Origin of the sequence: uncultured Rummeliibacillus sp., from assembly GCF_934216135.1 — a bacterium.
Classification (GTDB): domain Bacteria; phylum Bacillota; class Bacilli; order Bacillales_A; family Planococcaceae; genus Rummeliibacillus.
This window is the reverse complement of record NZ_CAKQBI010000003.1, coordinates 13,069-38,387: the sequence shown is the minus strand read 5'-3', so window position 1 is coordinate 38,387 and position 25,319 is coordinate 13,069. Positions and strand designations below refer to the sequence as shown.

The 25,319-nt window shown below is 33.7% G+C and carries 25 protein-coding genes and 1 other annotated feature; of the genes, 6 read left to right on the top strand and 19 right to left on the bottom strand.

The genetic code is table 11. The features are described from left to right. The first annotated feature begins 71 nt into the window (after nt 1-71). Entirely contained in the window at nt 72-620 is a 549-nt protein-coding gene (locus Q0977_RS02980) for a cysteine hydrolase family protein (protein WP_299510473.1), read from the top strand. A 48-nt stretch (nt 621-668) separates the two neighbouring features. Here the strand turns inward: Q0977_RS02980 and Q0977_RS02975 are convergent, their stop codons facing one another. Beyond that, entirely contained in the window at nt 669-2,111 is a 1,443-nt protein-coding gene (locus Q0977_RS02975; protein WP_299510471.1) for a DHA2 family efflux MFS transporter permease subunit, read from the bottom strand. Nucleotides 2,112-2,348: 237 nt separating this feature from the next. Between Q0977_RS02975 and mscL the strand changes: the two genes are divergently transcribed. Further along, nucleotides 2,349-2,720: a large conductance mechanosensitive channel protein MscL gene (gene mscL / locus Q0977_RS02970; RefSeq protein ID WP_299510469.1), complete on the top strand. Its 372-nt coding sequence runs from the start codon at nt 2,349-2,351 to the stop codon at nt 2,718-2,720. 91 nt (nt 2,721-2,811) lie between these two features. Here mscL and Q0977_RS02965 read toward each other — a convergent pair whose 3' ends face one another. The 4 genes from Q0977_RS02965 to Q0977_RS02950 form a co-directional block, all read right to left on the bottom strand. Next, nucleotides 2,812-3,411 carry an SCO family protein gene (locus Q0977_RS02965; protein ID WP_299510467.1) on the bottom strand — a complete coding sequence of 200 codons (600 nt, stop codon included), beginning with the start codon at nt 3,409-3,411 and terminating at the stop codon, nt 2,812-2,814. Nucleotides 3,412-3,516: 105 nt separating this feature from the next. Then, a complete protein-coding gene (locus Q0977_RS02960) occupies nt 3,517-3,639 on the bottom strand; it encodes a YvrJ family protein (RefSeq protein WP_119415712.1) in 123 nt (40 codons plus the stop codon). 91 nt (nt 3,640-3,730) lie between these two features. Beyond that, the gene (locus tag Q0977_RS02955) at nt 3,731-3,946 is read right to left on the bottom strand and encodes a DUF2922 domain-containing protein (RefSeq protein ID WP_124217036.1); all 216 of its coding nucleotides are present in this window, start codon (nt 3,944-3,946) and stop codon (nt 3,731-3,733) included. Nucleotides 3,947-3,984: 38 nt separating this feature from the next. Beyond that, nucleotides 3,985-4,203 (bottom strand): DUF1659 domain-containing protein, encoded by a 219-nt coding sequence (locus Q0977_RS02950; protein ID WP_119415710.1) that lies wholly within the window; start codon nt 4,201-4,203, stop codon nt 3,985-3,987. 105 nt (nt 4,204-4,308) lie between these two features. Here Q0977_RS02950 and Q0977_RS02945 point away from each other — a divergent pair, with 105 nt between their 5' ends. After that, nucleotides 4,309-4,737, top strand: a complete 429-nt coding sequence (locus Q0977_RS02945; RefSeq protein ID WP_119415709.1) for a DUF2621 domain-containing protein — start codon at nt 4,309-4,311, stop codon at nt 4,735-4,737. A 47-nt stretch (nt 4,738-4,784) separates the two neighbouring features. Here Q0977_RS02945 and Q0977_RS02940 read toward each other — a convergent pair whose 3' ends face one another. The 8 genes from Q0977_RS02940 to Q0977_RS02905 form a co-directional block, all read right to left on the bottom strand. After that, complete coding sequence (locus tag Q0977_RS02940; RefSeq protein ID WP_299510455.1) at nt 4,785-5,276, bottom strand: CcdC family protein; 492 nt, start codon at nt 5,274-5,276, stop codon at nt 4,785-4,787. Between the two features lie 27 nt (nt 5,277-5,303). Further along, nucleotides 5,304-5,666 carry a response regulator gene (locus Q0977_RS02935; RefSeq protein WP_299510453.1) on the bottom strand — a complete coding sequence of 121 codons (363 nt, stop codon included), beginning with the start codon at nt 5,664-5,666 and terminating at the stop codon, nt 5,304-5,306. A 23-nt stretch (nt 5,667-5,689) separates the two neighbouring features. Next, complete coding sequence (locus Q0977_RS02930; RefSeq protein WP_299510451.1) at nt 5,690-6,400, bottom strand: cytochrome c biogenesis CcdA family protein; 711 nt, start codon at nt 6,398-6,400, stop codon at nt 5,690-5,692. A 178-nt stretch (nt 6,401-6,578) separates the two neighbouring features. Then, a complete protein-coding gene (locus Q0977_RS02925; protein ID WP_299510727.1) occupies nt 6,579-7,196 on the bottom strand; it encodes a nuclease-related domain-containing protein in 618 nt (205 codons plus the stop codon). A gap of 267 nt (nt 7,197-7,463) precedes the next feature. After that, entirely contained in the window at nt 7,464-8,840 is a 1,377-nt protein-coding gene (argH, locus tag Q0977_RS02920) for an argininosuccinate lyase (RefSeq protein WP_299510449.1), read from the bottom strand. After that, a complete protein-coding gene (locus Q0977_RS02915) occupies nt 8,837-10,048 on the bottom strand; it encodes an argininosuccinate synthase (protein WP_124217035.1) in 1,212 nt (403 codons plus the stop codon). Before Q0977_RS02915 ends, argH begins: the two co-directional genes overlap by 4 nt. 475 nt (nt 10,049-10,523) lie before the next feature. Further along, nucleotides 10,524-11,276, bottom strand: a complete 753-nt coding sequence (locus tag Q0977_RS02910; protein WP_124217034.1) for an SDR family oxidoreductase — start codon at nt 11,274-11,276, stop codon at nt 10,524-10,526. Further along, entirely contained in the window at nt 11,263-12,207 is a 945-nt protein-coding gene (locus Q0977_RS02905; protein WP_299510442.1) for an MBL fold metallo-hydrolase, read from the bottom strand. Before Q0977_RS02905 ends, Q0977_RS02910 begins: the two co-directional genes overlap by 14 nt. A gap of 115 nt (nt 12,208-12,322) precedes the next feature. Next, nucleotides 12,323-12,533, top strand: a binding site (T-box leader). Nucleotides 12,534-12,636: 103 nt separating this feature from the next. Between Q0977_RS02905 and proC the strand changes: the two genes are divergently transcribed. After that, complete coding sequence (proC, locus tag Q0977_RS02900; RefSeq protein ID WP_299510440.1) at nt 12,637-13,452, top strand: pyrroline-5-carboxylate reductase; 816 nt, start codon at nt 12,637-12,639, stop codon at nt 13,450-13,452. Nucleotides 13,453-13,540: 88 nt separating this feature from the next. Here the strand turns inward: proC and Q0977_RS02895 are convergent, their stop codons facing one another. The 5 genes from Q0977_RS02895 to Q0977_RS02875 all read right to left on the bottom strand — a co-directional run bounded on the left by Q0977_RS02895 (nt 13,541) and on the right by Q0977_RS02875 (nt 21,396). Further along, nucleotides 13,541-13,861: an LPXTG cell wall anchor domain-containing protein gene (locus Q0977_RS02895; protein ID WP_299510438.1), complete on the bottom strand. Its 321-nt coding sequence runs from the start codon at nt 13,859-13,861 to the stop codon at nt 13,541-13,543. A 319-nt stretch (nt 13,862-14,180) separates the two neighbouring features. Next, nucleotides 14,181-17,258: an SMC family ATPase gene (locus Q0977_RS02890; protein ID WP_299510436.1), complete on the bottom strand. Its 3,078-nt coding sequence runs from the start codon at nt 17,256-17,258 to the stop codon at nt 14,181-14,183. Further along, the gene (locus Q0977_RS02885) at nt 17,255-18,421 is read right to left on the bottom strand and encodes an exonuclease SbcCD subunit D (RefSeq protein ID WP_299510434.1); all 1,167 of its coding nucleotides are present in this window, start codon (nt 18,419-18,421) and stop codon (nt 17,255-17,257) included. The genes Q0977_RS02890 and Q0977_RS02885 overlap by 4 nt, the downstream gene beginning before the upstream one ends. A 161-nt stretch (nt 18,422-18,582) precedes the next feature. Continuing rightward, complete coding sequence (locus tag Q0977_RS02880) at nt 18,583-19,932, bottom strand: sodium-dependent transporter (protein ID WP_299510432.1); 1,350 nt, start codon at nt 19,930-19,932, stop codon at nt 18,583-18,585. Nucleotides 19,933-20,622: 690 nt separating this feature from the next. Next, nucleotides 20,623-21,396 (bottom strand): carboxylesterase, encoded by a 774-nt coding sequence (locus Q0977_RS02875; RefSeq protein ID WP_119414954.1) that lies wholly within the window; start codon nt 21,394-21,396, stop codon nt 20,623-20,625. Nucleotides 21,397-22,067: 671 nt separating this feature from the next. Here Q0977_RS02875 and Q0977_RS02870 point away from each other — a divergent pair. Next, on the top strand, nt 22,068-22,862 hold the full coding sequence (locus Q0977_RS02870) for an enoyl-CoA hydratase/isomerase family protein (RefSeq protein ID WP_119414955.1): 795 nt from the start codon (nt 22,068-22,070) through the stop codon (nt 22,860-22,862). 102 nt (nt 22,863-22,964) lie between these two features. On the opposite strand, the gene Q0977_RS02865 is transcribed toward Q0977_RS02870, so the two are convergent. Then, a complete protein-coding gene (locus Q0977_RS02865; protein WP_299510427.1) occupies nt 22,965-23,771 on the bottom strand; it encodes a hypothetical protein in 807 nt (268 codons plus the stop codon). Nucleotides 23,772-24,052: 281 nt separating this feature from the next. On the opposite strand from Q0977_RS02865, the gene Q0977_RS02860 reads away from it, so the two are divergent. Then, complete coding sequence (locus Q0977_RS02860; RefSeq protein ID WP_299510425.1) at nt 24,053-25,183, top strand: hypothetical protein; 1,131 nt, start codon at nt 24,053-24,055, stop codon at nt 25,181-25,183. Nucleotides 25,184-25,319: the final 136 nt, after the last annotated feature.

The following is a 25,319-nucleotide window of genomic DNA, read 5'->3' as shown; positions in this document are numbered from 1 at the left end:
TATTATTTTTAGGTTAAATTTTTCTATTATGTATATCATGATATATGTAAAGACAAATATGAGGTGATTAAATGAAGAAAGCTTTGCTTGTAATTGATTATACTGTGGATTTTGTTGCAGAAGATGGTGCCTTAACATGTGGGGAACCTGGGCAACTACTTGAAAACAATTTACTGAAGCATATTATGCAATTTGCACAACAAGAAGAACTCATTATTTTCGCTTGTGATTTACATGATGAGGAAGATCCATATCATCCAGAAACTAAACTTTTCCCACCACATAATATTCGCGACACAAAAGGGAGAGAGCTCTATCATACTATTCAACAATGGTATGAAGAAAATAAGGCGTTACCGAACGTCATTTGGCTCGATAAGACTCGATATAGTTCTTTTGCTGGTACAAATTTAGAGCAACTTTTACGAGAACGGAATATAAATGATATTTATCTAACGGGTGTGTGCACGGATATTTGTGTGTTACATACAGCAGTGGACGCTTATAACAAAGGATTCCATACATTTATTTACGAGGATTCTGTTGCAAGCTTTAACCAAGGTGGGCATGAGTGGGCAATAGGTCATTTTAAAAATACATTAGGAGCCACTATTCTATAAGATCAAAAAGGTATCAACTAGTTGTTCATTCTAGTTGATACCTTTTCATTAATGTGTTTTAGATTGTTTTTTAGTGATTAAAATAGCTAATACGAAACCAACGATTGCAAAAACAAGTGCACCAGTATATACCGAACGAATTCCACTTGCTATGATATCGATAATTTGATTGATTTGTTCAGAAGAAAAAATTGAATGGTCAAATGAGCCATTTAGATTAATATGTTCAGCACCCAACTTCGTTAATTTTCCGCTTGTCGCCGTATTGAATAGTACGCCAAATATAGCTGCGCCAATTGATTGGCTAAACGTATTAATAAATGAATTTAAACCGATTGCTGTTCCTAATTGTTCTCTTGTAGTTGAAGCTTGTACAACAATAATGAGCATTGGTGCTATAAAGCCCATTCCTAGCCCTAGAATCCCAGTTGCTAGATAAATATAAATTGGAAGAGTAGTAGCCGATAAGAACATTAACATCGTTGTTGCAATTACCAAGAAAACTGTTCCAATTTGAATGATGCTTTTATTTGCAATTCTACCTACTAGATTACCTGATAATATAGCCCCAACGGTCCACATAACTGAAACAGGTGTCAACATTAACCCTGCTTGTGTCGCATTTTTCCCTAAAACAGATTGGGCATAGATTGGTAAGTATGCAGAAACACCAATGACAATAGCCATACAAAACAATGTTAAGCCGTTTATAACATTTAACCGTTTATTTTTAAATAATGAGAGCGGAATGATTGGCTCAATAGCTTTATTTTCAACAAAGATAAATAACCCTATAAATATAATTGCAATTACATAATAGATAATTTGAGAAGTTGTAAGCCACTGTTGTGAATTACTACCAGCTATAAGTGCATACAGTAACGCTACCATACCGATTGAAAAAACAAGCGCCCCTGCATAATCGATTTTACGTGATTGAATTTTCCGTTCTTCTTGATAATATTTTGCGATTAGTAAAATAGCTCCTAAACCAAATGGAATGTTTAGCAAAAAGATAAAATGCCATGTCAATTGGTCAACGATAAATCCACCGATTAAAGGTCCGATAATACCGGAAACTCCCCAAACCATACTAATATACCCTTGTCCTTTTGCACGAGCTTTCTCTGTATCAAAAAGCTCCCCTACTATAGTCAACGTAATCGGTAAGATTGAACCAGCGCCAATCCCTTGTATCGCTCTAAAAACGATTAATAATTCCATAGATGTCGCCAAGCCACAAAGTAGTGAACCGATTAAGAAAATACTTATACCTGTAATAACCATTTTCTTACGACCAAATAAATCGGCTAACTTACCAAAAATGATCGCAGATATGGCGGAAGTTAATAGATATGCGGAATAGATCCAACTGATTAACTCAACACCAGAGAGATCCGATGTAATACTGGGAATGGCTGTAGAAACAATTGTCCCCTCTATCGCAGCCAATGCAGTCGCTAATAATACTGCTATAAAAACTTTATTCATGCAAAAACCTCAATTCTTAAATCCTATTTCCATTATTAACAATTATTAATGATAACATGAAATCTTAATATAACATAATTTTGATATTTTTTGTCTAGTAATTCATAAACATATTTGATAATATAATAACCAGTTATTTCTAATAATACCTTTGGAATTAGATTACAGTATTATTCTGAAAGATTTGGTAGGTTTATATTTTTAACCTATGCTATATCATTTATTGGAGGCATACATATGTGGGAAGATTTTAAGAAGTTTGCTTTAAAAGGAAATGTTCTGGATTTAGCAGTAGGGGTTATTATTGGTGGAGCTTTTGGTAAAATCGTAACTTCATTGGTTAATGATATTATTATGCCCATCGTAAGTTTATTAATAGGAGAAGTAGATTTTAAAGAATTACATTATCATAATATAAAGTATGGCAATTTCATACAAAATACAGTGGACTTCTTTATCATTGCATTTTCTATTTTTATTTTTATTCGTTTAATATCAAAACTAAAATTTAAAAAGAAACAAGAAGAGGTAGTAGAAGAACCAGCACCGACTGAAACAACTGAAGATTTACTAAAAGATATCCGTGCTTTACTGCAAGAAAAGAAATAATTTAAGTTCTTGTACAAAAGTAAAGGGAAATTGCATAACGCAATTTCCCTTTTTTGTGGTCAAGAACTTTTATGTCCGACCTCTTATTGTTCTATTTGCGGTCTTCAATAATAGTTTCCATATCAACTGCGATTGTGTCGTATGGAACATCTTTATATCCGCTATAATTCTTAACAACTACTCCATCCTGATTGACTAGGAAGAAGCTTGAGCCGTGAATTACTTGGTTTGAATTTGGATCATCTTTTACCAATGTTTTAAAAGATTTTAAAGCGAATGCAGAAATATCATCTTGTGAGTAGCCAGTAAGAAGATCCCATTTTGAATCATCAGCTACAGGATATTGACCTAAATATTTTTTTAGTCTTGCAGGTGTGTCGGTATCAGGGTCTACACTAAACCCAACGATTCTGTAATCTTTTAACCCTTTTTTCTTAAATGATTCTTGGATTTCTGTCATATTACGGGTCATAGGTGGACAAACCGTTGTACAGTTCGTAAAGATAAACATAGCTAACCATGGTTTTCCTTTCAAACTGTCTTTTGATACTTTGTCACCATTTTGATTTGTATAAGAAAAATCTTGCACTTTCCAATCTGTTTCTGCTTTAAATTTCTCACTGCCTCCACAAGCAGATAACAGTACTGATAAAACTAATACTAAAGATGCTATGATCAATCTATTTTTCACTTTGTATGTCACTCCTCATCTGCATCCATCTTATCGAATTGTACCACATTTTACAAGCACACTGTGTGATAGCTTTAAGACAAATTTGTGAAACAGATGATTATGTTATTTTAAGTTCAGTAAAGCATCGTGAATTGCTTGGAGTTTGGTTTCAACTCGGTGCATTAAATAGAATGACACAAATATAGGAAATCCTATTTCTTGAATTAGAGTAACCCATTCTTCCATCACAATCCCTCCTTCCTATATCCCTCAAAAGTTATTAATTCTAAAAAAACTGCCTAATCTATCCAACAGATAGAATAGGCAGCTTCTTCATTTACGCTTTTAATTCTGTAACATTACGTTCTACATATCGGGCACCAACAATTTCAGAAAGTGGTGACCCTTCAATTTCAAATACATTATTAGATAGAATTGTGTTCATCACTTGATAAACTTCTGCAGTTGTTAAATTGTCCTTTGGTGTATCAATACTCAAAGAACAATTTGCTCCTCCTGCCGTTTTAAATTGTAATTGTAAAACTTTTGCCATTTTGTTTCCTCCCTCCTATTCCTGATTTAGTTTTTAGTTTAGTTTTGAATGATTTCTTGGGTTGTTACACCAGAACCAATCCATTGAAGATCATAAAGACCAGCAAGTGCAGCCCCTACTGTAGCCAAGTTTTCAATTGAAGCTTGTTCAGAAACATTTTGATATGTTTTTGTTTTTTCCATCACTTGGCCTTTTTCATTTAACCCTAGCGAAAACTTTAAACGAAGAGTTGCTTTTTCAAATGTCTTTGACGCCATTTCTATCACCTCTCTTTCACCTATTACATAGATTCAAAATTTAAAAAGCGGACAAAGGGTGCAATTTTTTTCGTTACATTTTATAATGATAGAGAGGTGAATACTGTGTTAAATGGGCCATTTTTGTGGTTTATATTATTTTGGGTAGTTGTACTAATCGGTACAATGGCAATAGGCGGTTTCTTCATGTTCCGCAAATTTTTAAAATCTATGCCAAAAGATGACGGAAAATCCACATTAGATTGGCAAGATTATTATGTAAATAAGACATTAGATTTATGGCATCAAGATGAAAAAGATCTATTAAACGAATTAGTAAGCCCAGTTCCAGAACTATTCCGTGATGTTGCAAAACAAAAAATCGCGGGTAAAATTGGCCAACTGGCATTAGAAGAAAAGGCAAAGAAGATTGATGTAGATTTAATCATTCGAGGATACATAATCGCTTCACCGAAACGCGATCATAAATTCTTACGTAAAAAGTTAAACCAGATGAAAATTGATGTTACGCCTTATGAAGATTTACTTGATTAGAACACAGAAAAACGGTACTTTTCCATTTGAAAAGTACCGTTTTTTCATTAGCTATGTTGTAATTTCTTTTCTAATTTCTTGTATTGTAATAACATCGCAATACGCCATGGTAAAATCATAGAGAATGCTAAGATCCAGAACATTCCACCAAGTTCCCCTAAATGGAAAGAACCACTTAAGTATACTTTTGCAACTGTTCGGATGATTAATAATCCTATTAAAATAAAGAAAAATGCTTTAGAAGGCTTTAAGAATACATCATCATCAACAATCTCAAATTTAGATGTTGCTATGAGAACAGTCGAAAAGATTACACCTGCTAAAACCGCTTCCAAAACTTGTGGCCATGGTACTCTGAAATAATCAAAGCAAAACATTAATGCACCTGTTGACATAGCAATTGGGGGTATAATGATTTTCTTCGCATTAGCCGGTCTTTTCGCTGATTTTGAACGAATAATCATCATCATAATACCCATGAAAACAACAGCTACTGTAGAGCCTACCAACATATATTGAGAAGGAATTGAACTTAACATAAAACAATCACCTATCTTTGAAAAAAATTATTCTATCATTTGACGTATCGTCGTCTCTAAACGTTCCCTCTCAAAAGGTTTAGTTATAAAATCTTTTGCACCGTTTTTTAATGCTTGTAAAATAACTTTTTGTTGACCTAATGCAGTAACAATACAAATCTTCGCATTCGGGTCATCTTTTATAATTTCTTTTGTTGCATCTAACCCGGACATTACCGGCATTGTAATATCCATCGTAACAACATCGGGTTGCAATTTAAAATATTGTTCAATTGCTTGCTTACCATTTTCAGCTTCTCCAATTACGTCGAAGCCTGTTTCTTGAAGCATTGTTTTCATCGAATCACGCATAAACAATGTATCGTCTACTACTAAAACTGTTGGCAACATTTTCACCCCATAATTTTCACTTTTTAAAAGCCTTGGAAACCGCCAAAAATTGGTGTTAAAATTTGGTTCAGATAAGTCATGCCATCAAAGAATAAAATAATCCCAACAACAATCATTATATAGCCGCCAACCTTAACAATTTTTTGGCTATTTTTTCGAATCCAGTTCATCCGAGAGATAAAGAATGAAAGGACAAAGAATGGGATAGAAAATCCAAGTACGTAAGCTAACATATACCAGATTGCAGAATCTGGATTAGTTGTGCCTAGTGCGATAATTGCTGCTAAAATCGGCCCTGTACATGGTGTCCATCCTGCTGCAAAAACAAGTCCGATTAACATCGAACCCAAATACCCTGAAGGTCGATTTTTAAATTCAAACTTACGATCCTTCATCAGAAACTCTGGTGTGAAAATTCCTGTAATAACCAGTCCAAATACTACTATTAAAATACCGCCAATTTGGCGAATCAACTCGTCATATTGAACAAAGAAACCTTTCACAAACGACGTACTAAAACCCAATGTGATAAATATTACCGAAAAGCCCAGTAAAAAAAATAGCGTGTGCAATATTGCTCTTTTTTGCAACATTCCTTTTTCGTTTTTTAACTGATTAAATGATACGCCAGTTATGTATGAAAGAAATGCTGGATAAAGAGGCAATGTACATGGTGAGATAAAACTTAAAAAACCTGCACCAAAAGCAAAGAATAAATTTATATCCGTATTCATATGCAGATGTCTCCTTATAATTACTACTACCATGTTACCAAACTATACACAATAATTCTCATTTTTTAACTGTGACAAATTCATGAACATTTATTGTACTCTAAATTATAAGTTTAATTGGTACAAAATGCGAAAGATTTTGATTACTGAACATTCTATTTTAATTGGTGTAAACTTTCTAAGAAAGTTTTTCGTGGATCTGCTTTATATGTTCATTTTTCACTTGATCAGATACATTTGTATACTTTTGTAATTTTGTATAGATTGTATATACAGGAATTCTATTAGATGAAGTACTATTTTTATACCTACTTAATAGATTTTTTCTTTTGATTACTTGAACATTTTGGGATGTAACCTCGATTGATTTTAAAGTACAACGGTCACTAAAAATGATTAATGAAGAAAATATTTCTGTTGGTAGATTAGAAAGGAGCTTTTGTAATGCATTTACATGAGTTCTATTTTGTTTTACTGGATTGTAAAATTTAAATTTCTTCCCATTCTTGAAAACTTGAGTCCATTTATAATCTCTTTCTCGCCCATAAATCCAGCCGCTATAATTTTTAGATTCTATCACATATATTCCACTTTCATGGATAAATAGAATATCAATTTCCGTTAAGCCCTCCCCTTTTGCTTTTGGGATATACAAATTTACTAAAGTTTTATGTATACCAGGAATCTTTTGCAATTCATTTACAATCCTATATTCTCCGTAAAGTCCCGTATTAAAACGAACTTTCCAAAAAGACGCGTTAGTTATTTGCTTATAATAACTTTTTTCAAAACTCATATATGAAATAAATAAAAGAATTAAAATAGTAGTAATTATAATAATCACCTCTTTATATAGTCAAAATATATCATTACTATATACCAAACTATATGTAAAATAAAGGTTATTTATAATTATTTTTACATACCATTCATTTTTTTAATTCAAAAAAGCCAATTCCCCTCTGGAAATTGGCTTTTTCTGTTAGCACACTATGTATGCTTTTTTAATGGAATTAGTCCCCCTCTGTGGACGGCCTTCCATAGTAGAGCAGAGCAATCGATTTTAGCTTAATTTTTCTTTTGCGTTTGCAATTTGGATTTTTACTTGATCGAAGCCTGTTCCACCAAGGGAATGACGACGTTTAACAGCTGCCTCCGGTGCTAATACATCGTACACATCCGCTTCGATTAGATTACTTGCCTCTTGCAAGTCCTCAAGAGGAAGGTCTAATAAGTAAATTCCGCGTTGTATGCAAAGGAATACTAATTTACCTGTTACTGCATGTGCTTCACGGAATGGCATACCTTTAGTAGCCAAGTAATCCGCAAGCTCAGTAGCATTTGAAAAGTCTTGATGAACTGCTTTGTTCAAAGTATCTGTTGAAACAGTCATCGTGCGAACCATACCTTCAAAGATTTTAAGTGCTCCTACAATCGTATGAAGTGTATCGAACATACCTTCTTTGTCTTCTTGCATATCTTTGTTATACGCAAGTGGGATACCTTTTAGGACAGTTAATAAGCCCATTAAATTACCGTATACACGACCTGCTTTCCCACGTATCAATTCTGCCATATCAGGATTTTTCTTTTGTGGCATAATACTTGAGCCAGTTGAGAAAGCATCGTCTAATTCGACAAATTTGAATTCTTCACTTGACCAAAGGATAATCTCTTCAGCAAATCTTGATAAATGCGCCATTAATAATGAACTGTTACCTAAGAATTCAACGATAAAATCGCGATCACTAACTGCATCCATACTGTTTTGATACACATTAGAGAAGCCCATTAGTTTTGCGCTTAACTTACGATCAATTGGGAATGTTGTTCCAGCAAGAGCCCCTGCTCCGAGTGGAGAGATATCTATACGTTTAACCGACTCGTTAAAACGTTCTTTATCTCGTTCCAACATCCAAAAGTAAGTCATCAAGTAATGCGCGAAAGAAATTGGTTGCGCTCTTTGTAAATGTGTATATCCAGGAGCTAATGTATCGATATTCGCCTCTGCTTTTTCGACAATTGTTTCTTGGAATTTTGCAATGAGTTCAACGACTTCTTTTACTCTCTTTTTCAAGAATAAATGCATATCTGTTGCAACTTGGTCATTTCGACTACGGCCTGTGTGAAGTTTTCCTCCCACAGGACCGACTAAATCGATGAGCATTTTTTCAAGATTCAAATGAATATCTTCATTTGCTACTGAAAATGTAAGTTCGTTATTATGTGCTTTTACTTTTAGTTGTTCTAGGCCATCTTTGATCGTGTTGACTTCTTCTTTACTAAGAATTCCGGTTTCGCCAAGCATTGTGACATGCGCAATGCTACCCTCTAAATCCTCTGTAACAAGCTGTTGGTCAAACCCGATGGATGCCCCAAATTCATCTACCCATTGTTCGGCAGATTTTTGGAAACGGCCTCCCCAAAGTTTACCACTCATGCTTGCACCTTCTTTACTCCTTTGTTATTAACCATTGCATTAACTTTTGTAGGAAGACCGAATAATTCGATAAAGCCTACTGCAGAAGCATGGTTGAACTCATCATCTTTTGTATAAGTAGCTAATTTTTCATCATATAATGAGTTTGGTGATTTACGTCCTTCTACAATCGCATGACCTTTGAATAATTTCACACGTACTGTACCATTAACGAATTTTTGTGTTTCTTTTAAGAATGCTTCGATTGCTACACGTAATGGTGAGAACCATAAACCATCATAGATGATTTCAGTAAGTTTTTTCTCAATGATTGGTTTGAAGTGAGCTAGTTCTTTTACAAGAGTGATATCTTCAAGTTCTTTATGTGCAACAAGTAAAGTATGAGCACCTGGAACTTCGTAAACTTCACGAGATTTAATACCAACAAGTCTGTTTTCAACGTGGTCGATACGGCCAACACCATGTTTACCAGCTAGTTCATTTAATTTTAAGATTAAATCTGCTAATTTATATTGAACACCGTTAAGTGCTACTGGAACACCTTGTTCGAATTCGATTTCAACAACATCTGGTGTATCAGGAGTATCTTCAAGTGCTACTGTTAAATCATAAGCATCTGCTGGTGGAGCAGCCCAAGGATCTTCTAAAATACCACATTCGTTTGCGCGACCCCATAAGTTTTGGTCAATTGAGAATGGGCTGTCTAAGTTGATAGGAATCGGAATATTTTTAGATTTTGCATATTCGATTTCTTCTTCACGGCTCCATGCCCATTCACGAACTGGTGCAAGAACTTCTAAATCTGGATTTAAAGATTTGATAGATACTTCGAAACGAACTTGGTCATTCCCTTTACCTGTGCAACCATGTGCAACTGCAACTGCTCCAGTTTTTTCTGCGATTTCTACTAATTTTTTAGAGATTAGTGGACGAGATAATGCAGAAACTAAAGGATATTTTTGTTCGTACCAAGTATGACCTTGAAGTGAGATTAATGCGTATTCTTCAGCGAATTCGTCTTTTGCATCTACGATATAAGATTCAACTGCACCAACTTCAAGTGCTTTCTTTTGAACGAATTCTAAGTCTTTACCTTCACCAACGTCTAAGCAACAAGCTACTACGTCGTAACCTTTGTCTTTCAACCATTGGATTGCAACAGATGTATCTAAGCCGCCTGAATAAGCTAACACTAATTTTTTTGCCATTTTGTATTCCTCCATGTTATTACTGTATGTTTATACGGTGTTTCTTAATATTTATGCATTTATCTTAACATGGAATAAAAATGAATACAAGTGTATTTTCTTGCATTTTTAAAAAACTTTTAAATTGGCAATAGATTTCTATATTTTTATAAATAAAGTGAAAATTCTTTCATTTTATTTCGTTCAAAAATCTCTATATATCAGCATTACCAGAACCTATCCCCTACTTTTCGACTCTTTCCATTTAGTCTTCTGTTATGTAACTTTTTATGAATAAAAATCTATAAAACGACTTTGCATACGATACAAAGTCGTTCATGTATTTACTTTACTTATTATAAAGCGATTATATAAATTTATTTTTGTTGATTTGTTCATAAAGACGCTCAATCATTTCATATGGAAATTACATTAGAGTTTAAGAGAATTAATTTTCATAAAAATTGTAATTAACATGCATAAATATGAATATCCTTTACTTCTTATTGAAGAACGGTTTGCCAAGTTTTTCTATAATGGTTGGAGCTAGTGCATATAATTTACTGGAAATCCCCATATAGCTCGGTAAGTTGACTTCTCTCGTTTTTTTCCCGATTGTATGAATGGTTGCACTTGCCACTTTTTCAGGATCTAACAATATATGTTTCATCGCTTGTCTATAAGATGCTGTTCGATCGGCATGGTCTATGAATGGTGTATCTATCGGACCTGGGTGTATAACCGTTACGCCAATATGATATGGAGCAAGTTCCATACGTAAAGCATTTGTGTAACCAATGATTGCATGTTTTGTTGCTGCATAAACAGAAGCCTTTGGTGTAGCTACCTTTCCTGCTTGCGATCCTATGAAAATAAGTTGACCTTGGCCTTGTTCTTTCATTTTTTTAGCGATATATTTTGTAAGCAACATTGGGGCTTGAATATTGACATTTATCATGGCCAACAGGTCCTCGTCATCCATATCTATTGCGTATTCAAAAGTACCGATTCCTGCTGAAAAAATTGCAACATCTAGTTGTGGTAGTTGTTGCAACAGATTTTTTACGCCCTCTACAGAGTCTAAGTTGCTTTCGATGACTAAGATATTCTCTTTCGCCAATTCGCTTAATACTTTTTTATTTCTTCCGGTTGCAATTACTTGATGGCCTTTTTTGGCTAATTTCTGTGCAATTAAGTAGCCCACACCTGATGTCGCACCGGTTACGAGTATCCTTTTACTTTTTGACATACCAAAACACACCATTCTCATCTTGCTCTTCCTTCACTAAATCCACATCCATTAAATAATCCATTTGCCCAATTGTTTGAGATAACGTTAAGCCTAGTTGTCTTTCATAAAGTGCAGGGAATATCTCCATATTGATTTCAAAAATTGTTTTAGGTCTATCTTCAAGTAAATGTAATACCTTCATAGCCCGTAAATTTTGTTTTTCAAGTCTTGCATGCACTAACTCATGTACATTTGTAATTTCCTCTCCATGGCCACTGTAGAGCTTTTCAATAGGCATCGTTAACAATTTTTTTAGTGATTCGTTATATTGAAGTAACGATTTAGCTCTTTTAGCTTTAGGATTAAGCGGCGGTTCAATAAGCGGATTGGAAGATATATTCGCCAATAAAAGATCTCCGCCTATCATTACTTTCTTCTCTTCATGCCAAAAAGCAAGATGACTTTGTGCATGCCCTAACGTTTCTATCGCAACAAGACCTTTATGTCCTGGAATTTCATCACCATCATGTATAATCCCTGTTAATGCTCGCTCACCAAGCAATTCTAAAGAACGTGTCATTTTTTTTGCCCAAGTAAAGTATTTTTCTGGTACGCCTTCTTCTTTCATCCGGTCAATATAAAATTGATAATGCGAGTCGATAAACAATGGGTCTCGACGAAGCCATGCATCTACATAAACATGCCCTAACACTTCAGCATTAGGAAAAGCATCAATCCATCCAACATGGTCAGGGTGATGGTGTGTTAATATAACTTGCTCAATATCTTCCATCTGATAACCTGCATTTTTCACACCTATTTTAATAGCTTCTAATGCTTCAGGTGTTTTTGTTCCTACATCAACTATTGATAGTGCATCGTCTTTTATAATAAATGAATTTACTGTACCTTCTGGAAAAGGTACAGGTGATATAATTTTATGAATCATCATTAGTCCCCTTTTAAATGAATATCAATTCATTATATTGTACAGTTATTTTTAAAAAACGTCACCTTTTTGCATTGACAAATTACGTTAGATTTCATATACTCATTTTTACATATATTAAGCTAAGATGAAGACTAGTACAAATTAGACTGGTTTCTAGAGAGTGTGATCATTGGCTGTAAGTCACATAACTAGTTATTTGGAACCTACTTCGGAGCTACTGTGCAAACACGGTCGTAACTCTGCGATAAAGAGGAAATGAAGTTGTGTTACGTTATGTAACAAAACAAGGTGGTACCGCGGAATCAAGCATTTTCGTCCTTATTTAGGATGAAGATGCTTTTTATTTTCCTTTACGGAACATTATTTAGAAGATGAGTAATCGTCAAACTAGCTTTTAAGAGCTAGAAAAAATAGGAGGCGACCAAAGTGGAAACAATTGTATTTGCTGGTGCTGGCTCAATGGCTGAAGCATTAATTCATGGCTGGGTTAAAGAAGGTGTTGTTTTGCCCAAAAGCATTTATGTTATGAATAAATCAGATCAACAAAAACTTCAACGATTAGCTGATACTTATGGCGTACAAATTGTTTGTGGAAGTCGCGATATAGTGAAAAAAGCTGATTGCTTAATATTAGCAATGAAACCAAAAGATATTCAGCATGCAATGGAAGATTTAGCACCATTCTTGCCATCTAATACAGCCATTTTATCCGTAGTAGCCGGTGTATCCATGAACACAATCGAAGCATCTTTAGGAAAAAGACCAATCGCACGAATTATGCCTAATACTTCTGCCACAATTGGGATGTCTGCAACAGGTGTTGCATTTAATCCATCCGTTACATCTTCATTGAAAGATGAATTTATGCATATGCTTGAAGCAATTGGATTAGTAATTGAAGTTCAAGAAGATGAATTACATGCAGTAACTGCTTTATCAGGAAGTGGCCCTGCATATCTTTATTATTTAGTTGAAGCATTCGAACAAGCAGGTATGAAATTCGGTTTAAATCAAGAAGTCGTGCGTAAATTAGCGGTACAAACGATTGCAGGAGCAGCTGAAATGTTAAAACAATCAAGCGAAGAGCCAACGGAATTACGCCGAAAAGTGACAAGTCCTGGAGGTACAACTGAAGCTGGTATTCAAGCTTTAGAAAAGTATCATTTTATAGATGCAATTGATGCATGTATTCAAAATGCAGAAGCAAAATCTCGCGAGCTTGCTTCTATTAAGACAAAATAAACTTCTAACGAATATTCATCAACTAAAAAGGCCTGTAAATTCACGAAGAATTTACAGGCCAAATTTTAAAAGTAAACAATTGTATTGTTTACTTTTTTTGTTTTAGTTGTCTAGTTGATTTAGAACGACTAGTGAATACTGCTAGCAATAAGAAGAAACCTGCGATTGTGAAGTACAATCCAGAATGGTTTGCTTCAACACCAGTTTGTGGTAGTGTATCTTGTACAAATTTTGCTTTACTAGTTTCAGTAGAATTTTGTTGTTCATCTGTTGAATTCGATGTTGTCGTATAAGTAGACGAATTTGTTTGCGCAATTGAAGTTTCAGCATTTGCCGTAATACTAGGTGAAAAGTTAAAACTAATTACAAAAACACTTAGCATTAGAACAAAAATATATTGTTTAATCATTTTGTTTCCCCTCGATTATAAAGATTAAATAATAAACTGGAATATTTTTATCCCGTCGGTACATTATATACCTTTATCTCCATTTTAACTATAAAACTTTACGAATTCTTTACTGATTTTTTTCAAATTAAGGCTTTTTCCTTAATATTGTGGGCGTATAATTAATATTTTTGATTAATATACACAAATAGTTGGTTCTTTATGGAATTCCAATTCTATATTTCTAAATTAGATTCAAAAATAGTATTTTTTATAGCTCTATTTGTAGAGAAACTTAAAAATAATTAAAGCCAGTTGTATCATTTAACCTATTAAATATTTATTTTATGATAAATTTCGTATGGCTGTATCCTTCTTTGCTTTTTTTCACCTCTAATAATGCGGGCATTGCTTCTTTTAATTCTGAAACGTGTGAGATAATACCAACCATTCTACCTGTATTTTGTAACTCGATTAATGTATCAATGGCTTTATTCAATGCTTCTTCGTCAAGAGTACCAAAACCTTCGTCGATAAACATCGTGTCTATTTGGATATTTCCTTGGAAAGATTGGATCACATCCGACATTCCAAGAGCAAGTGACAAGGATGCATTAAACTTTTCACCGCCTGATAATGTTTTAACGTCACGGTTTTGCCCTGTATATGCATCATAGACATCCAAACCAAGACCACTTTGTTTACCTCTCGCTTCTTGTCGGTCGCTTCGGATTAAACGATATTGACCATTAGAGATTGGCTTCAGACGTTCATTTGCTGCTTGAATAATCTGTTCCAAATATTCGATTTGTAAATAACGTTCAAAAGAAACTTTTAACTGATTTTGTCCGCGAAGTAAATCATATAAATCAATGATTCTAGAGCATTTTCTTTCTAGCTCAATTATTTCAGTACTTATTTTTTCAATGTCTGTTGCTAGTTGTATAGCATCTGCAAGGTATTTTTTCGTCTTATGAAGTTCATCACTAGCTTCGATCAGTCTTTGACGAAGCTGTTCTAATTGTTGTTCTAACACTACTTCATCTTTTAGATTCTTATCTGCGAAATCAGTGGCTCCCTCTTTTAACTGTTCTTTTAAAGCGTATTTTTGCTTCATATATTCTGTATGTTGCATCTCTAATCTGTCTATTTCTGCTTGTTGAAGACGAGCAGCTTGATAATCACTACCCTTTGCAAAACCTGCAGATAAGACGGCATCTTTAAATCGATTTTGAGCTGTTTGCAAAGCTTCTTCCGCTTCTTGTTTGCTCTTTTCTGCACTTTTAATAGATGCTTCTAAAGATATGACTTGTCTTTGTTTTAAGTCCGCTTGTTGTTGTGCATATTCAAAGCGTTTTTTTAACTCTTTTTGAGTAGCCGTTCTTGTTTCGATTAACAGATGAAGAGCTTGTAATGATGAAATAGATTCTGGAATTTCTTTTTGTATACTTGTCAATTTTGCTTGAGCTTTATAGAATTTTTCTAAATGTGTATTTTTTTCGATAACAAATTGTTGTTGTTTTTGAGTTTGTGCATCTAATTGCGTTTCAACTTGTTGTTTTAGTTTTTCGATTTTTTCAAATTCATTTTTTAACTTTTTAAGTTCCACTATTTCTTTTTGGAGTTGTTCATACTGCGCGATGATTTGTTGACCATCTTTTGTCTCTACACCTAAATGGACTAACTTTTCTTCCAGTTGACTTAGTTGTTGTTTACTTGCTTGCACTCTACCATGCAGTTCAAAGTATTGGTTTGTCGCTAGTTCTGCTTGTGATTTCAACTTAGATAATTGTTGTTCACTAATTTCTTCTAGATGTTTTGTTTGAAGTGAATGGTGGTTAAGACTACCACAGACAGGACAAGGTTCCCCATCCACAAGTTGTGCAGCTAAAATACTTGCCTGGTTACTGATCCATTTTCCTTCTTCTTCTTTATAGCGAGCATTATATTCGTTATATAGACGTTCTTTTTCAGACTCTTGCACTTGAAGTTGTTTTAATAGGCTCATTTGTTGTTGCCAGTTTTGCCAAGCGGTTGTTTTTTCTCTCAAAGATAGTAGTTTATCGTTTTTTTCATCAAACAGATTCAATTGTTGCGTTAAATTTGTACTAGTTTGTAGATATTGAGATTTTAGGTGCGTTAAATTTTCAACTTCTTTATTAAATGCGTCTAATGCCTTTTCATCTTGATCAATAATTTTTTGTTGCTGTTTTAACTCACTTTCAGCTGTTTGTAATTGTTTAAACTTATCTTCAAGATTTTTCAATGAGGCAATTTCTATTGTAAGAGCTTCGATTTTAGGTTGCTCTATTTTTTCATGTTCAAATTGTTGTACGGCCTGTTCGAACGATTTTTTAGCAGTTTGATAAGACGCTTGTAATTGTTCGAGTGCTTGTACTTTTTCTTTCTTCACGTGGACATTCTCATAATACCGTTCTTCTAATGGGATTATATGACTCGCTTTTTTTGCATCCTCAATCTTTTGCTGTATTTCATCAAACAATTTAGATTGCTGTTCCAACAAAGTGAGTTGTTGTTCTTTTTCTTGATAGGCACGCAACCTCTTGTTAAATTCCTTTGTTTCTAATACGATTTTTTGTTGCTTTTCAACTTCAAGCGTACTATTTTGATAAATTCCTTCTTTTTGTTGAACTTCAGTTGAATAGAAATGTTGTTCTTCTTTTAGCCCCTCTATTAACTGGTACATATTCACATGTTCTGCAGATAGTACTTGTTGTAATTGGGATTCACGCATAGGAAGTGAACTTTTAACACGTTCAATATAAAGTTGCTGTATAGAATTGGCGCGCGTTAAAGCCTTTTCAGCTTCGTCTTTCTTCGCTTTTAAGCGATCTGCCAAGTGACGATAAGAATCTGTTTTGAAGATTTTACGTAGTATTGCTTCTTTGTTTTCAGTTTCCGAAGTTAGTAATTTTCGAAATTCTCCTTGTGGTAACATCACAATTTGCTTGAACTGATCTTTTGAAAGGCCAATAATTTCTTCCATCTTGCGATTGATCTCTGTAACTTTTTGTGACTCAACAACAGGCTTTTCTTCATCACCAATAATTTCGACAAATTCCAACTTATCTCCGGTTGCACTTTTGTTGCCACTTTTTTTATGGGCAAGTTGACGTAAAATACGATACGTTTTCCCTTTTATAGAAAAGATTAATTCCGCAGATGTATGAATATCTTCACTAGCAAAGTCACTACGTATTTCTTTAATCTCCGCACGATCTTCCCCACTTGCAGCCCCGTACAATGCAAAACAAATACCATCAAAAATGGTCGTTTTACCTGCTCCGGTTAAACCGGAAATCACGAATATCTTATGCTCCCCTAGTTTTCGAAAATCAATTGTTTCTGTATCTTTATACGGACCAAAGGCAGTTAGTTTTAATTGTAATGGTTTCATGAATGTTTCACCTCAACTTCGCGTTTTGCTAATAACTCTTCCTGTAATATTTCTTGGAAAAGCAAGATCGTTTGCTCATCAGCACTTTTGCCTAAGATTTCTTTATAGAAAGATTTAAATAAGGTCATATCATCCATTTTTTGTCGGGATTCTATTTCTTGTTCTACATTGCTATAATCCTTTAATATCACGCGTTCTACATGCATAGCATTTGGATATACTGAACGGATTTTTTCCATTGGTGAAATAATTGGCGTATCATCTAATAGTTTTACGAAGACATAATCTTCGCTTTTAGGTGATTTTAAAATCTCATCCATTGATTTTTCTACTGTTCTAAGTTCTCGTTTAGGTACTAATGGTTTTTTAGTTACTTCGATTGATCCATCTGCAGCCAAATCAATGATAAGATAACCCTTTTTATGCGTTTCTTCTGAAATAGAATACTTTAATGGCGAACCTGAATAACGAATTTTTTCTTGATCTACAAAATGGGCTTGATGTAAATGCCCAAGCGCTGTGTAATGGAATGGCTCAAAAAGCTTCGCATCGATACATTCCGAACCGCCGATTGATAATGGTCGCTCTGCATCAGTATTATTCTCTTCTTTTACTCCATCCTTCGTCACAAAAGCATGTCCAACTAATACATGTCTTGCACTTGGATCTAATGATTCGACAACATGTTCGAGAATTTTCGCCATGGCATCTTGTTGCGTTTTGACTGTATCATCCCCATAAATGTAACGGACATGAGATGGATCTGTATATGGTATTAAGTGAAAATGAACTTCACCAAATTCATCGTTCAAAACAACTGGTTTTAACTCTTTTGATAGATTTCCTATAATATGAAGACCTTTGGCATCCATGAATTGTGAACCAAAGTGAATACGTCCAGGGCTATCATGGTTACCCGCAATCGCTACTACCGGAATTTCACGTTTAATCGCAATTTCAGAGAAAATATTATCTAATAACGAAACAGCTTCAGTTGGTGGAACTGAACGATCATATAAATCACCTGCTATAACAACTACGTCCGGCTTTTCTTTGTCGATTTCTTGTATAAATTGAGATAAAATATAAGCTTGGTCTTCTATCATCGATACACCTTGAACTAATTTACCTAAATGCCAATCAGCTGTGTGAAAAATTTTCATATTATCACTCCATCCCTCTAAATCTATTGTAATAATTTTATCATAAAAGCTATAAAAGAACGAACGTTCGAGAGATAAACTTTTAAACTCACCGAATACAAACTATGCAAAACCATTTAAAAAGGGCTATAGGTCAAATTGATCCTACAAGCCCTGTAATATTAACCGTTATATTGTGATGCTGTATATATTAATACGACTGCGATAACGATTGGCACGACAATCAGCATCAACAATCTCCATACTTTATAATACAATTCTGAAATATGACTACCTTGTAGAAATTCACTCTTCACCAAATTTTTATCCATCTTATGGATGATAAAAATAGCGATTAATAAATTCCCCAATGGTAACAGAATATTACTTACTAAATAATCTGTTGCATCAAAAATACTCTTTCCAAATATCGTCATATCACTCAACGAACTTGAAGATAATGCCGCTGGAATTGATGCAAGAAAAACAATAACACCAATACTCCATGCGATTTTCCGTCTAGCATTTGGCCATTTTTCTACCAATGCCGCTACAATAATTTCATATAAACTAAAAGATGAAGTTAATGTCGCGAAAAGGAACAGCAATAAAAAGATTGCAAAGAATAATTCACCGAACGGTAACTTTCCAAATACAGCAGGTAAAATCATAAAAAGTAATGGTGGCCCTGCTTCCGGTTTAAAGTCAAGCGCAAAAACAGCTGGGAATATAGCTAGTCCTGCAAGTAATGATACGAAAATGTTCATAATCACTACGGAACCCGCTGAATAAGGTAAACTTTCATCTTTTTTTAAATAAGAACTATACGTAACCATACAAGAAAAACCAACAGCTAATGCAAAGAATGATTGTCCCAATGCATATAAAATGGATTCACCTGTAATTTTAGAAAAGTCTGGTGACAAGAAAAATTTAACACCTTCCATTGCCCCATCTAATGTTAACGAACGAACCACTAAAATGATAAAGAAGATAAATAATAGCGGCATCATTACTTTATTTGCTTTTTCGATACCATTTTGAACACCTAAACTAATAACTAATACGTTGAAAAGTGTAAAGAATAACAATCCAACAATTGTAATCCATGGGTTTCCTGTAACCATTCCAAACAATTCAGCTGGATCATGTCCTGATTGAATAACATTCCCCAGTAATGCCTTACCAGTATAAACAGAAATCCAACCACCAACAACGCTATAAAATGATAGTAATAAAAAACAACCTATAACACCTAATTTACCGATCCATGTCCATAAAGATTTCGGCGCTAAGGCTTTATATGCACTAACAGCTTCCCGATTCGTACCACGGCCTATGATAAATTCCGAGATTAACATCGGTAATCCGATTAATATCGTAAAACATACAAATAATAAGAAAAATGCACCGCCACCACTTTGCCCTGTTACATAAGGCAATTTCCAGATGGCCCCAAGTCCAATCGCTGCTCCCGCGGACGACAAAATAAAACCCAATTTTGTTGACCACTGATTATTATCCTTGTTCAAAAAAATTCCTCCGATTCTCTACTCAGCTCATCTCATCAATTCAAAACGATTGAAGAGTTTTTACACGTTATCTATTTTAACATGAATTTATACTTATTTTGCATAAAAATTTAAGTCGTAAATAGAAGAATTTAGGACTGATTTTATGGAACTTTTTTAGCTAATGAAAAATCCAAACTATAATATGAAATTCTATTTAAGATTTCACATTTGTTTGGATTTTCTTTTTATTCATATTCTATAGAATTATCATCTTACTTAAAATTTTGTATAAAAGGTGCGAACTTTTAATGTATATCTTCTAAATTTTTAGTTTTGTGTTTCGTTCCAGACGGCGCTTTCCGCGGGCTTGGCTTCAATCTCCTCGTCACTCCGTTCCTGCGGGGCTTTCAGCTCAAGCTATTCCCGCAGGACATTGAATTGGCTTCCTCGAAATTACACCGCACGAAGAAAATGTGAATACATTTTCGAGGATCGCCGTCCTTCACTTCACACACTCCATTCTAAATGATGATCATCATCGATAGTCGTATGTTCTAAAGAAAGACACTTTACGAAATTAATTCTATTAAATTCAATTATTTAGATTTAGCAAGACTAATTTCTTCTGTCCTAGCCTCAATTTTAGCAAAATATTCAATATTCAAGATTTTATGGAGCAAATGTCTTTTCTTTTAAGTAATTCAAGATTTATGCATGTAGCTTATTTTTTTTTACATTTTCAGACCAATCTAACTCGTCTAAGAAATGTAATGTATCTGCAAACACTTTTTCACGTTCTTTGCCAAGCGTAATAATGTGGCCTGAATTATGATACCAAATAAGTTCTTTGGCGTCTGTTTCAACAGTTTCATATATATATGGAGCACTTTCTCGATAGATAGAATCATCGAGTTCTCCTTGTAAAACAAGTGTTGGTGCATGAATTTCTTCAATTTCTTCAGAAGTATGTTGTATCATTTTTTGAACTTCTACAATTGCTTCACGCGGTAATTCTTTTAATGCTTCTAATTCTTCAGCAATTTGTTGTTCATCTTTTCCTTCAAACTGTTTATAGACTTTAGCATAATTATATAAACGTTCGAATAATCCTTCTTTTGTTCTTCTTTTAATAGGTGCGCACATTGCGACAACCCCTTTTACAGGGAACTCTGCACCTACTTTTAATGTAAAAACACCACCTAATGAAATTCCAACTACCGCTATTTCTTCATAACCTAAATCTTTTAAATGATGGTATCCTCTAGTAACATCTTCCCACCAATATTTTGCACCATATTTTAATATCTCTTCTGGACTTACACCATGTCCACGGTACATTGGCGCATGGCATGTATAACCTTGCTTATTTAAATATTGCCCTAATTTCTTGACGTCTTTTGTACTGCCTGTAAAACCATGTAGTAGTAAAATAGCTCGGTGATCTCCCTCTAATGTAAAAGGTTGCGGTGGTAATAGCTTCATATTTTGAACTCCTTTTTATTTTGAGTACCCATTTTAGCATTTCCCTCTAGATAGATAATATAATTTGTCAAATAAAAAATTCAGAAATTTTAAATTTTATTTGTAGGTGCTCAATTTTTGTTCACATTTTATATTACATACAGACTAACACCTTTTACTTATAATGTACACTATATTATCTAAGAATCTATTATGCATTTTTGTAATGATTATAATGTCTAAAACGTTGTTATGATAGGCTTTTAGAAATTTTGGACTAAAATCCATTTTTTATTTTTAAAAAAGCAAATGATTTCAATTTCGTATCGTTAGTTTGTGATTATTCATATTAATAATGAGTCATTTTTCATAAGATTATTCACATTAAAAAATACGAATATTTTTTGAATTGTACAAGTAAATAATTCGTTATATCATTACGTTTATTTTAAGCATGCTTCTTCTACAAGGCTTATATACAAATAGATAGGAGCATTTCAATAATATAGTAGAAATATTGAAAGGATTTCTAATGTTCATATTTTTGATTATCCCTTGTCAATAGTTTCATGATTCTAACATACTTCTACGTAAACTATATCTGAATATTTTATTTTTAAAGTCAATAATTTTCACTATAACAGCACTTTCTGTTATATAATAGGTATAAGTTATTATATAGGGGGATACGCATGAAAGTTTTAACAACAAGATTAGTAAAAGAAGAAGCGAAAATTGTTTATCAAGAAACTGCTGGCTTAGCGATTATAACTATTCGACGTCCTCAAGCTAAAAATGCATTAACGGCAAAAATGTGGGATGAATTACGAAGAATCGCTTTAAAGGCATTAGAAAATCCAAAAAATAAAGTGTTAATCATCAGAGGATATGGACAACAATTTACAGCCGGTTCTGATATTAAAGAATTTAACTCGATTTCTTTAGAGAAAGCTGAAGAAGCATTTGTTCATATGGAAAAAACGATTTCTACGATTGAACGATTACCACTTCCAACAATCGCAGTGATCAATGGACCTGCAATGGGAGCTGGCCTTGAATTAGCACTTGCTTGTGATATTCGCATCGGTTCTGATAAAGCAAAACTAGGGATACCTGTTGGTAAATTAGGCATTACTTTAAACAATAAGTTTGCTGCACGTTTAGTCAATCTTATTGGTCCAAGTATGACAAAGGATTTAGTATTTACAGGAAAGACATTGAAAACAGAAGAAGCATATCGCGTTGGTATGTTGAATTATGTTACTTTAGAAAAAGACTTGGATCGTTATGCAATTAGACTTGGTAAATTAGTGGCTTCGATGTCCCCTGCTTCTGTTTTAGCAGTGAAAAAGTCCGTTCAAGAATGTATTGATTCTGCACCTGTACTTTGGAAAAAATCTACACCGTTTGTAGATGGAAATGATTTTCCTGAAGGCGTTCGTGCTTTTGTTGAAAAAAGAACACCACAGTTTAAACGATTGTCTTAAATTCAATTCGCATTTTTATAAAATCAGCATTTCTATGCTTGAAAAAAAGAACCGGCAAAGAGTACAGTTCACACCTTTTACTCTTTATGTCGGTTCTTTATTTTATCCATAATGGACTGAAATAATGGTTAAGTTAATAGTTTTTAGTTCTAATTCAAACGCCTGATCAAAGGCTTGAAACACTTTTTGTTGCAATTCTTTCAATTGAAGCGCTCGATTTAAATGTATAGGGCCTTGTAGAGCTATGCTAATGGATGTAGTGGGTACCGGTAATAATTCAAACTGTACTTTTAAAACTTTATGAACGATTTCTTCCATTTCACAAGCCTCTTGTATAGCTCGTACAAAAGTTTCTTTATCTACATGACCGGTGGCTTGATGAAAGTCTGGTTGAACAATAGTCGTTTCACCAATTTTGACTCGTTTTTGCGAAAAAATTTCAAAACCCCTTTGAATAATTCGTTTTACTAGGTTTTGTTCAACCTCTATAACGGGTATAGGCATAATATGCTTACCTTCCGTTTTACGAATAAACTTTGCTAATTTCATCTCGCCAGTAGATTTTAAATCTTCAATATGATAATAATGCTGGATTTCCCCAAAAGCCAATCTCTGTGCAATTTTATGAGTCATTCTATCAGATGTACCTAATAGTAAAAGTTTATCAAGTTGCTCGTTTTTAATAGCATCTTGTACCTCTTTCAGATGATCATCATCTGAAAAAATAGCCCTCTTCACTGCTCTAAGTGAACTTTTTTCAAATTTAGCTGATATACCTGCTATCTTCTTACCATTTACGATAAAAAGTCCATCATCAATAATGCCAGCTATGTCATGATCATGCGCAAACGACAACGCAGCTGTACTCTTTCCTGTTCCACTTGGACCACTTAACGAGTATATTTCCAAGGTGTAATCACCTACCCTTATGTATGTAAAAAATTTCTGATTAAAATCACTGTCTTTCTATCAGTCTATACGGTTCTTATTTTTGTTGCAAATTATAGTGTTTTAAAGTTCTCATTCTCAACATAGCTCAACTCATACCTCAACAACCTATCATCAAAAATGAATGGGTAATAATTACAGAAAAAGTAGAGATTATTAAATTTAAGTATATAATTTATATATAGGTTTGTTAGATACATAATAGGTAAATCTACAGGAAAAGAACTTAGGAGGTTTCACAAATGAATAGTAAAAATTTGCGTAAAGGTTTAGCTCTTATCTTAATACCTGTAGCATCAGGGGCGATACTCTTGTCAGGTTGTACTCAAGAAGAAACAAAAACAAATAAAACAGCAGAGGTATCAAAAACAGAAAGCAAAATCAACATTTTCAATAAAGAGTCTTTTGACTCCGTTGAAGATATGAGAGAAGCATTTAAACTAGTAAACTTTAAATATGCTTCTGATCCTATTACATTCATCTTGAAAGAGTCGATCGCTTTGAATTGGGGTACGGAACCTACTGACGCAGAAATTAAAGCTTTTGCAAAGATATTAGAAAAAACGGAAGGTACTCAAGATTTATCTGCTAAAGACATCTATGCATCCGTGAAAAAGCTACTTCAATTAAAATCTGGTACTGTACCATTCTTTAAAGAATATTACGGAGAGAAGTTTGACAACGTTAAAGTCAATAAGACCAATATCTATGGTTTAACGCTAAGTGGAAGTGAGGATGTTTTAAACGAAAAGACAGCACATAAAGCGAGTCAATTGTTACTAATGAAAGGCAAAACACTTGAGGAAAACATAAAAGCAGTTAAAAAGAGTCCATATGCAGATGATATCAATGTTGAGGAATACAATGCTATTACGATGAATGTAGCTTATTTAGAGTCAATTGAGCGTTTCCCTGAAGATTTAGATGCACTTTTAGATATGAAAGGGATAGGAGATATGGTTTTTCTAACTGAACCTCAAGATGAAGATGAAAATTATGTTCCGAATAACTTAGCATTTTTAATGACACATCAAACGACTCTTGATGATTCTTATTTAGATTTATTAAAAATTGCAACATTAATAAATAATGATATAGAACAACAAGGATTCCAAACTTTCTATAAGAACTTGATTGAACATCTTATAGATAATGGCGTAACAGTCGATAAAGAAACGAAAAAAATGATAGATAAAACGATAACTTTACTAGCCGATGGATATAAAGCAAAAGAAGGAGAAAGTGAACTAACTGAAGAGCTAAAATATGTCTCTGAATACGATTTTAATCAGTTACTAACTTTGTATTACACAACTGAAGATGCCTATACTCAAATAAGCGACCTACCAGTCTACAAAGAAAAATTCCAATAGTAGTGGTATCAAAATAAGGATATCTTATTAGACATAAAAGTATTTTAGTAACTCCCCCTATGAAAACTAAAAAAAAACCGAAACGCTGTTATACCAACGTTTCGGTTTTTTTCGTTATTTCAATTTAAAGCAGTCT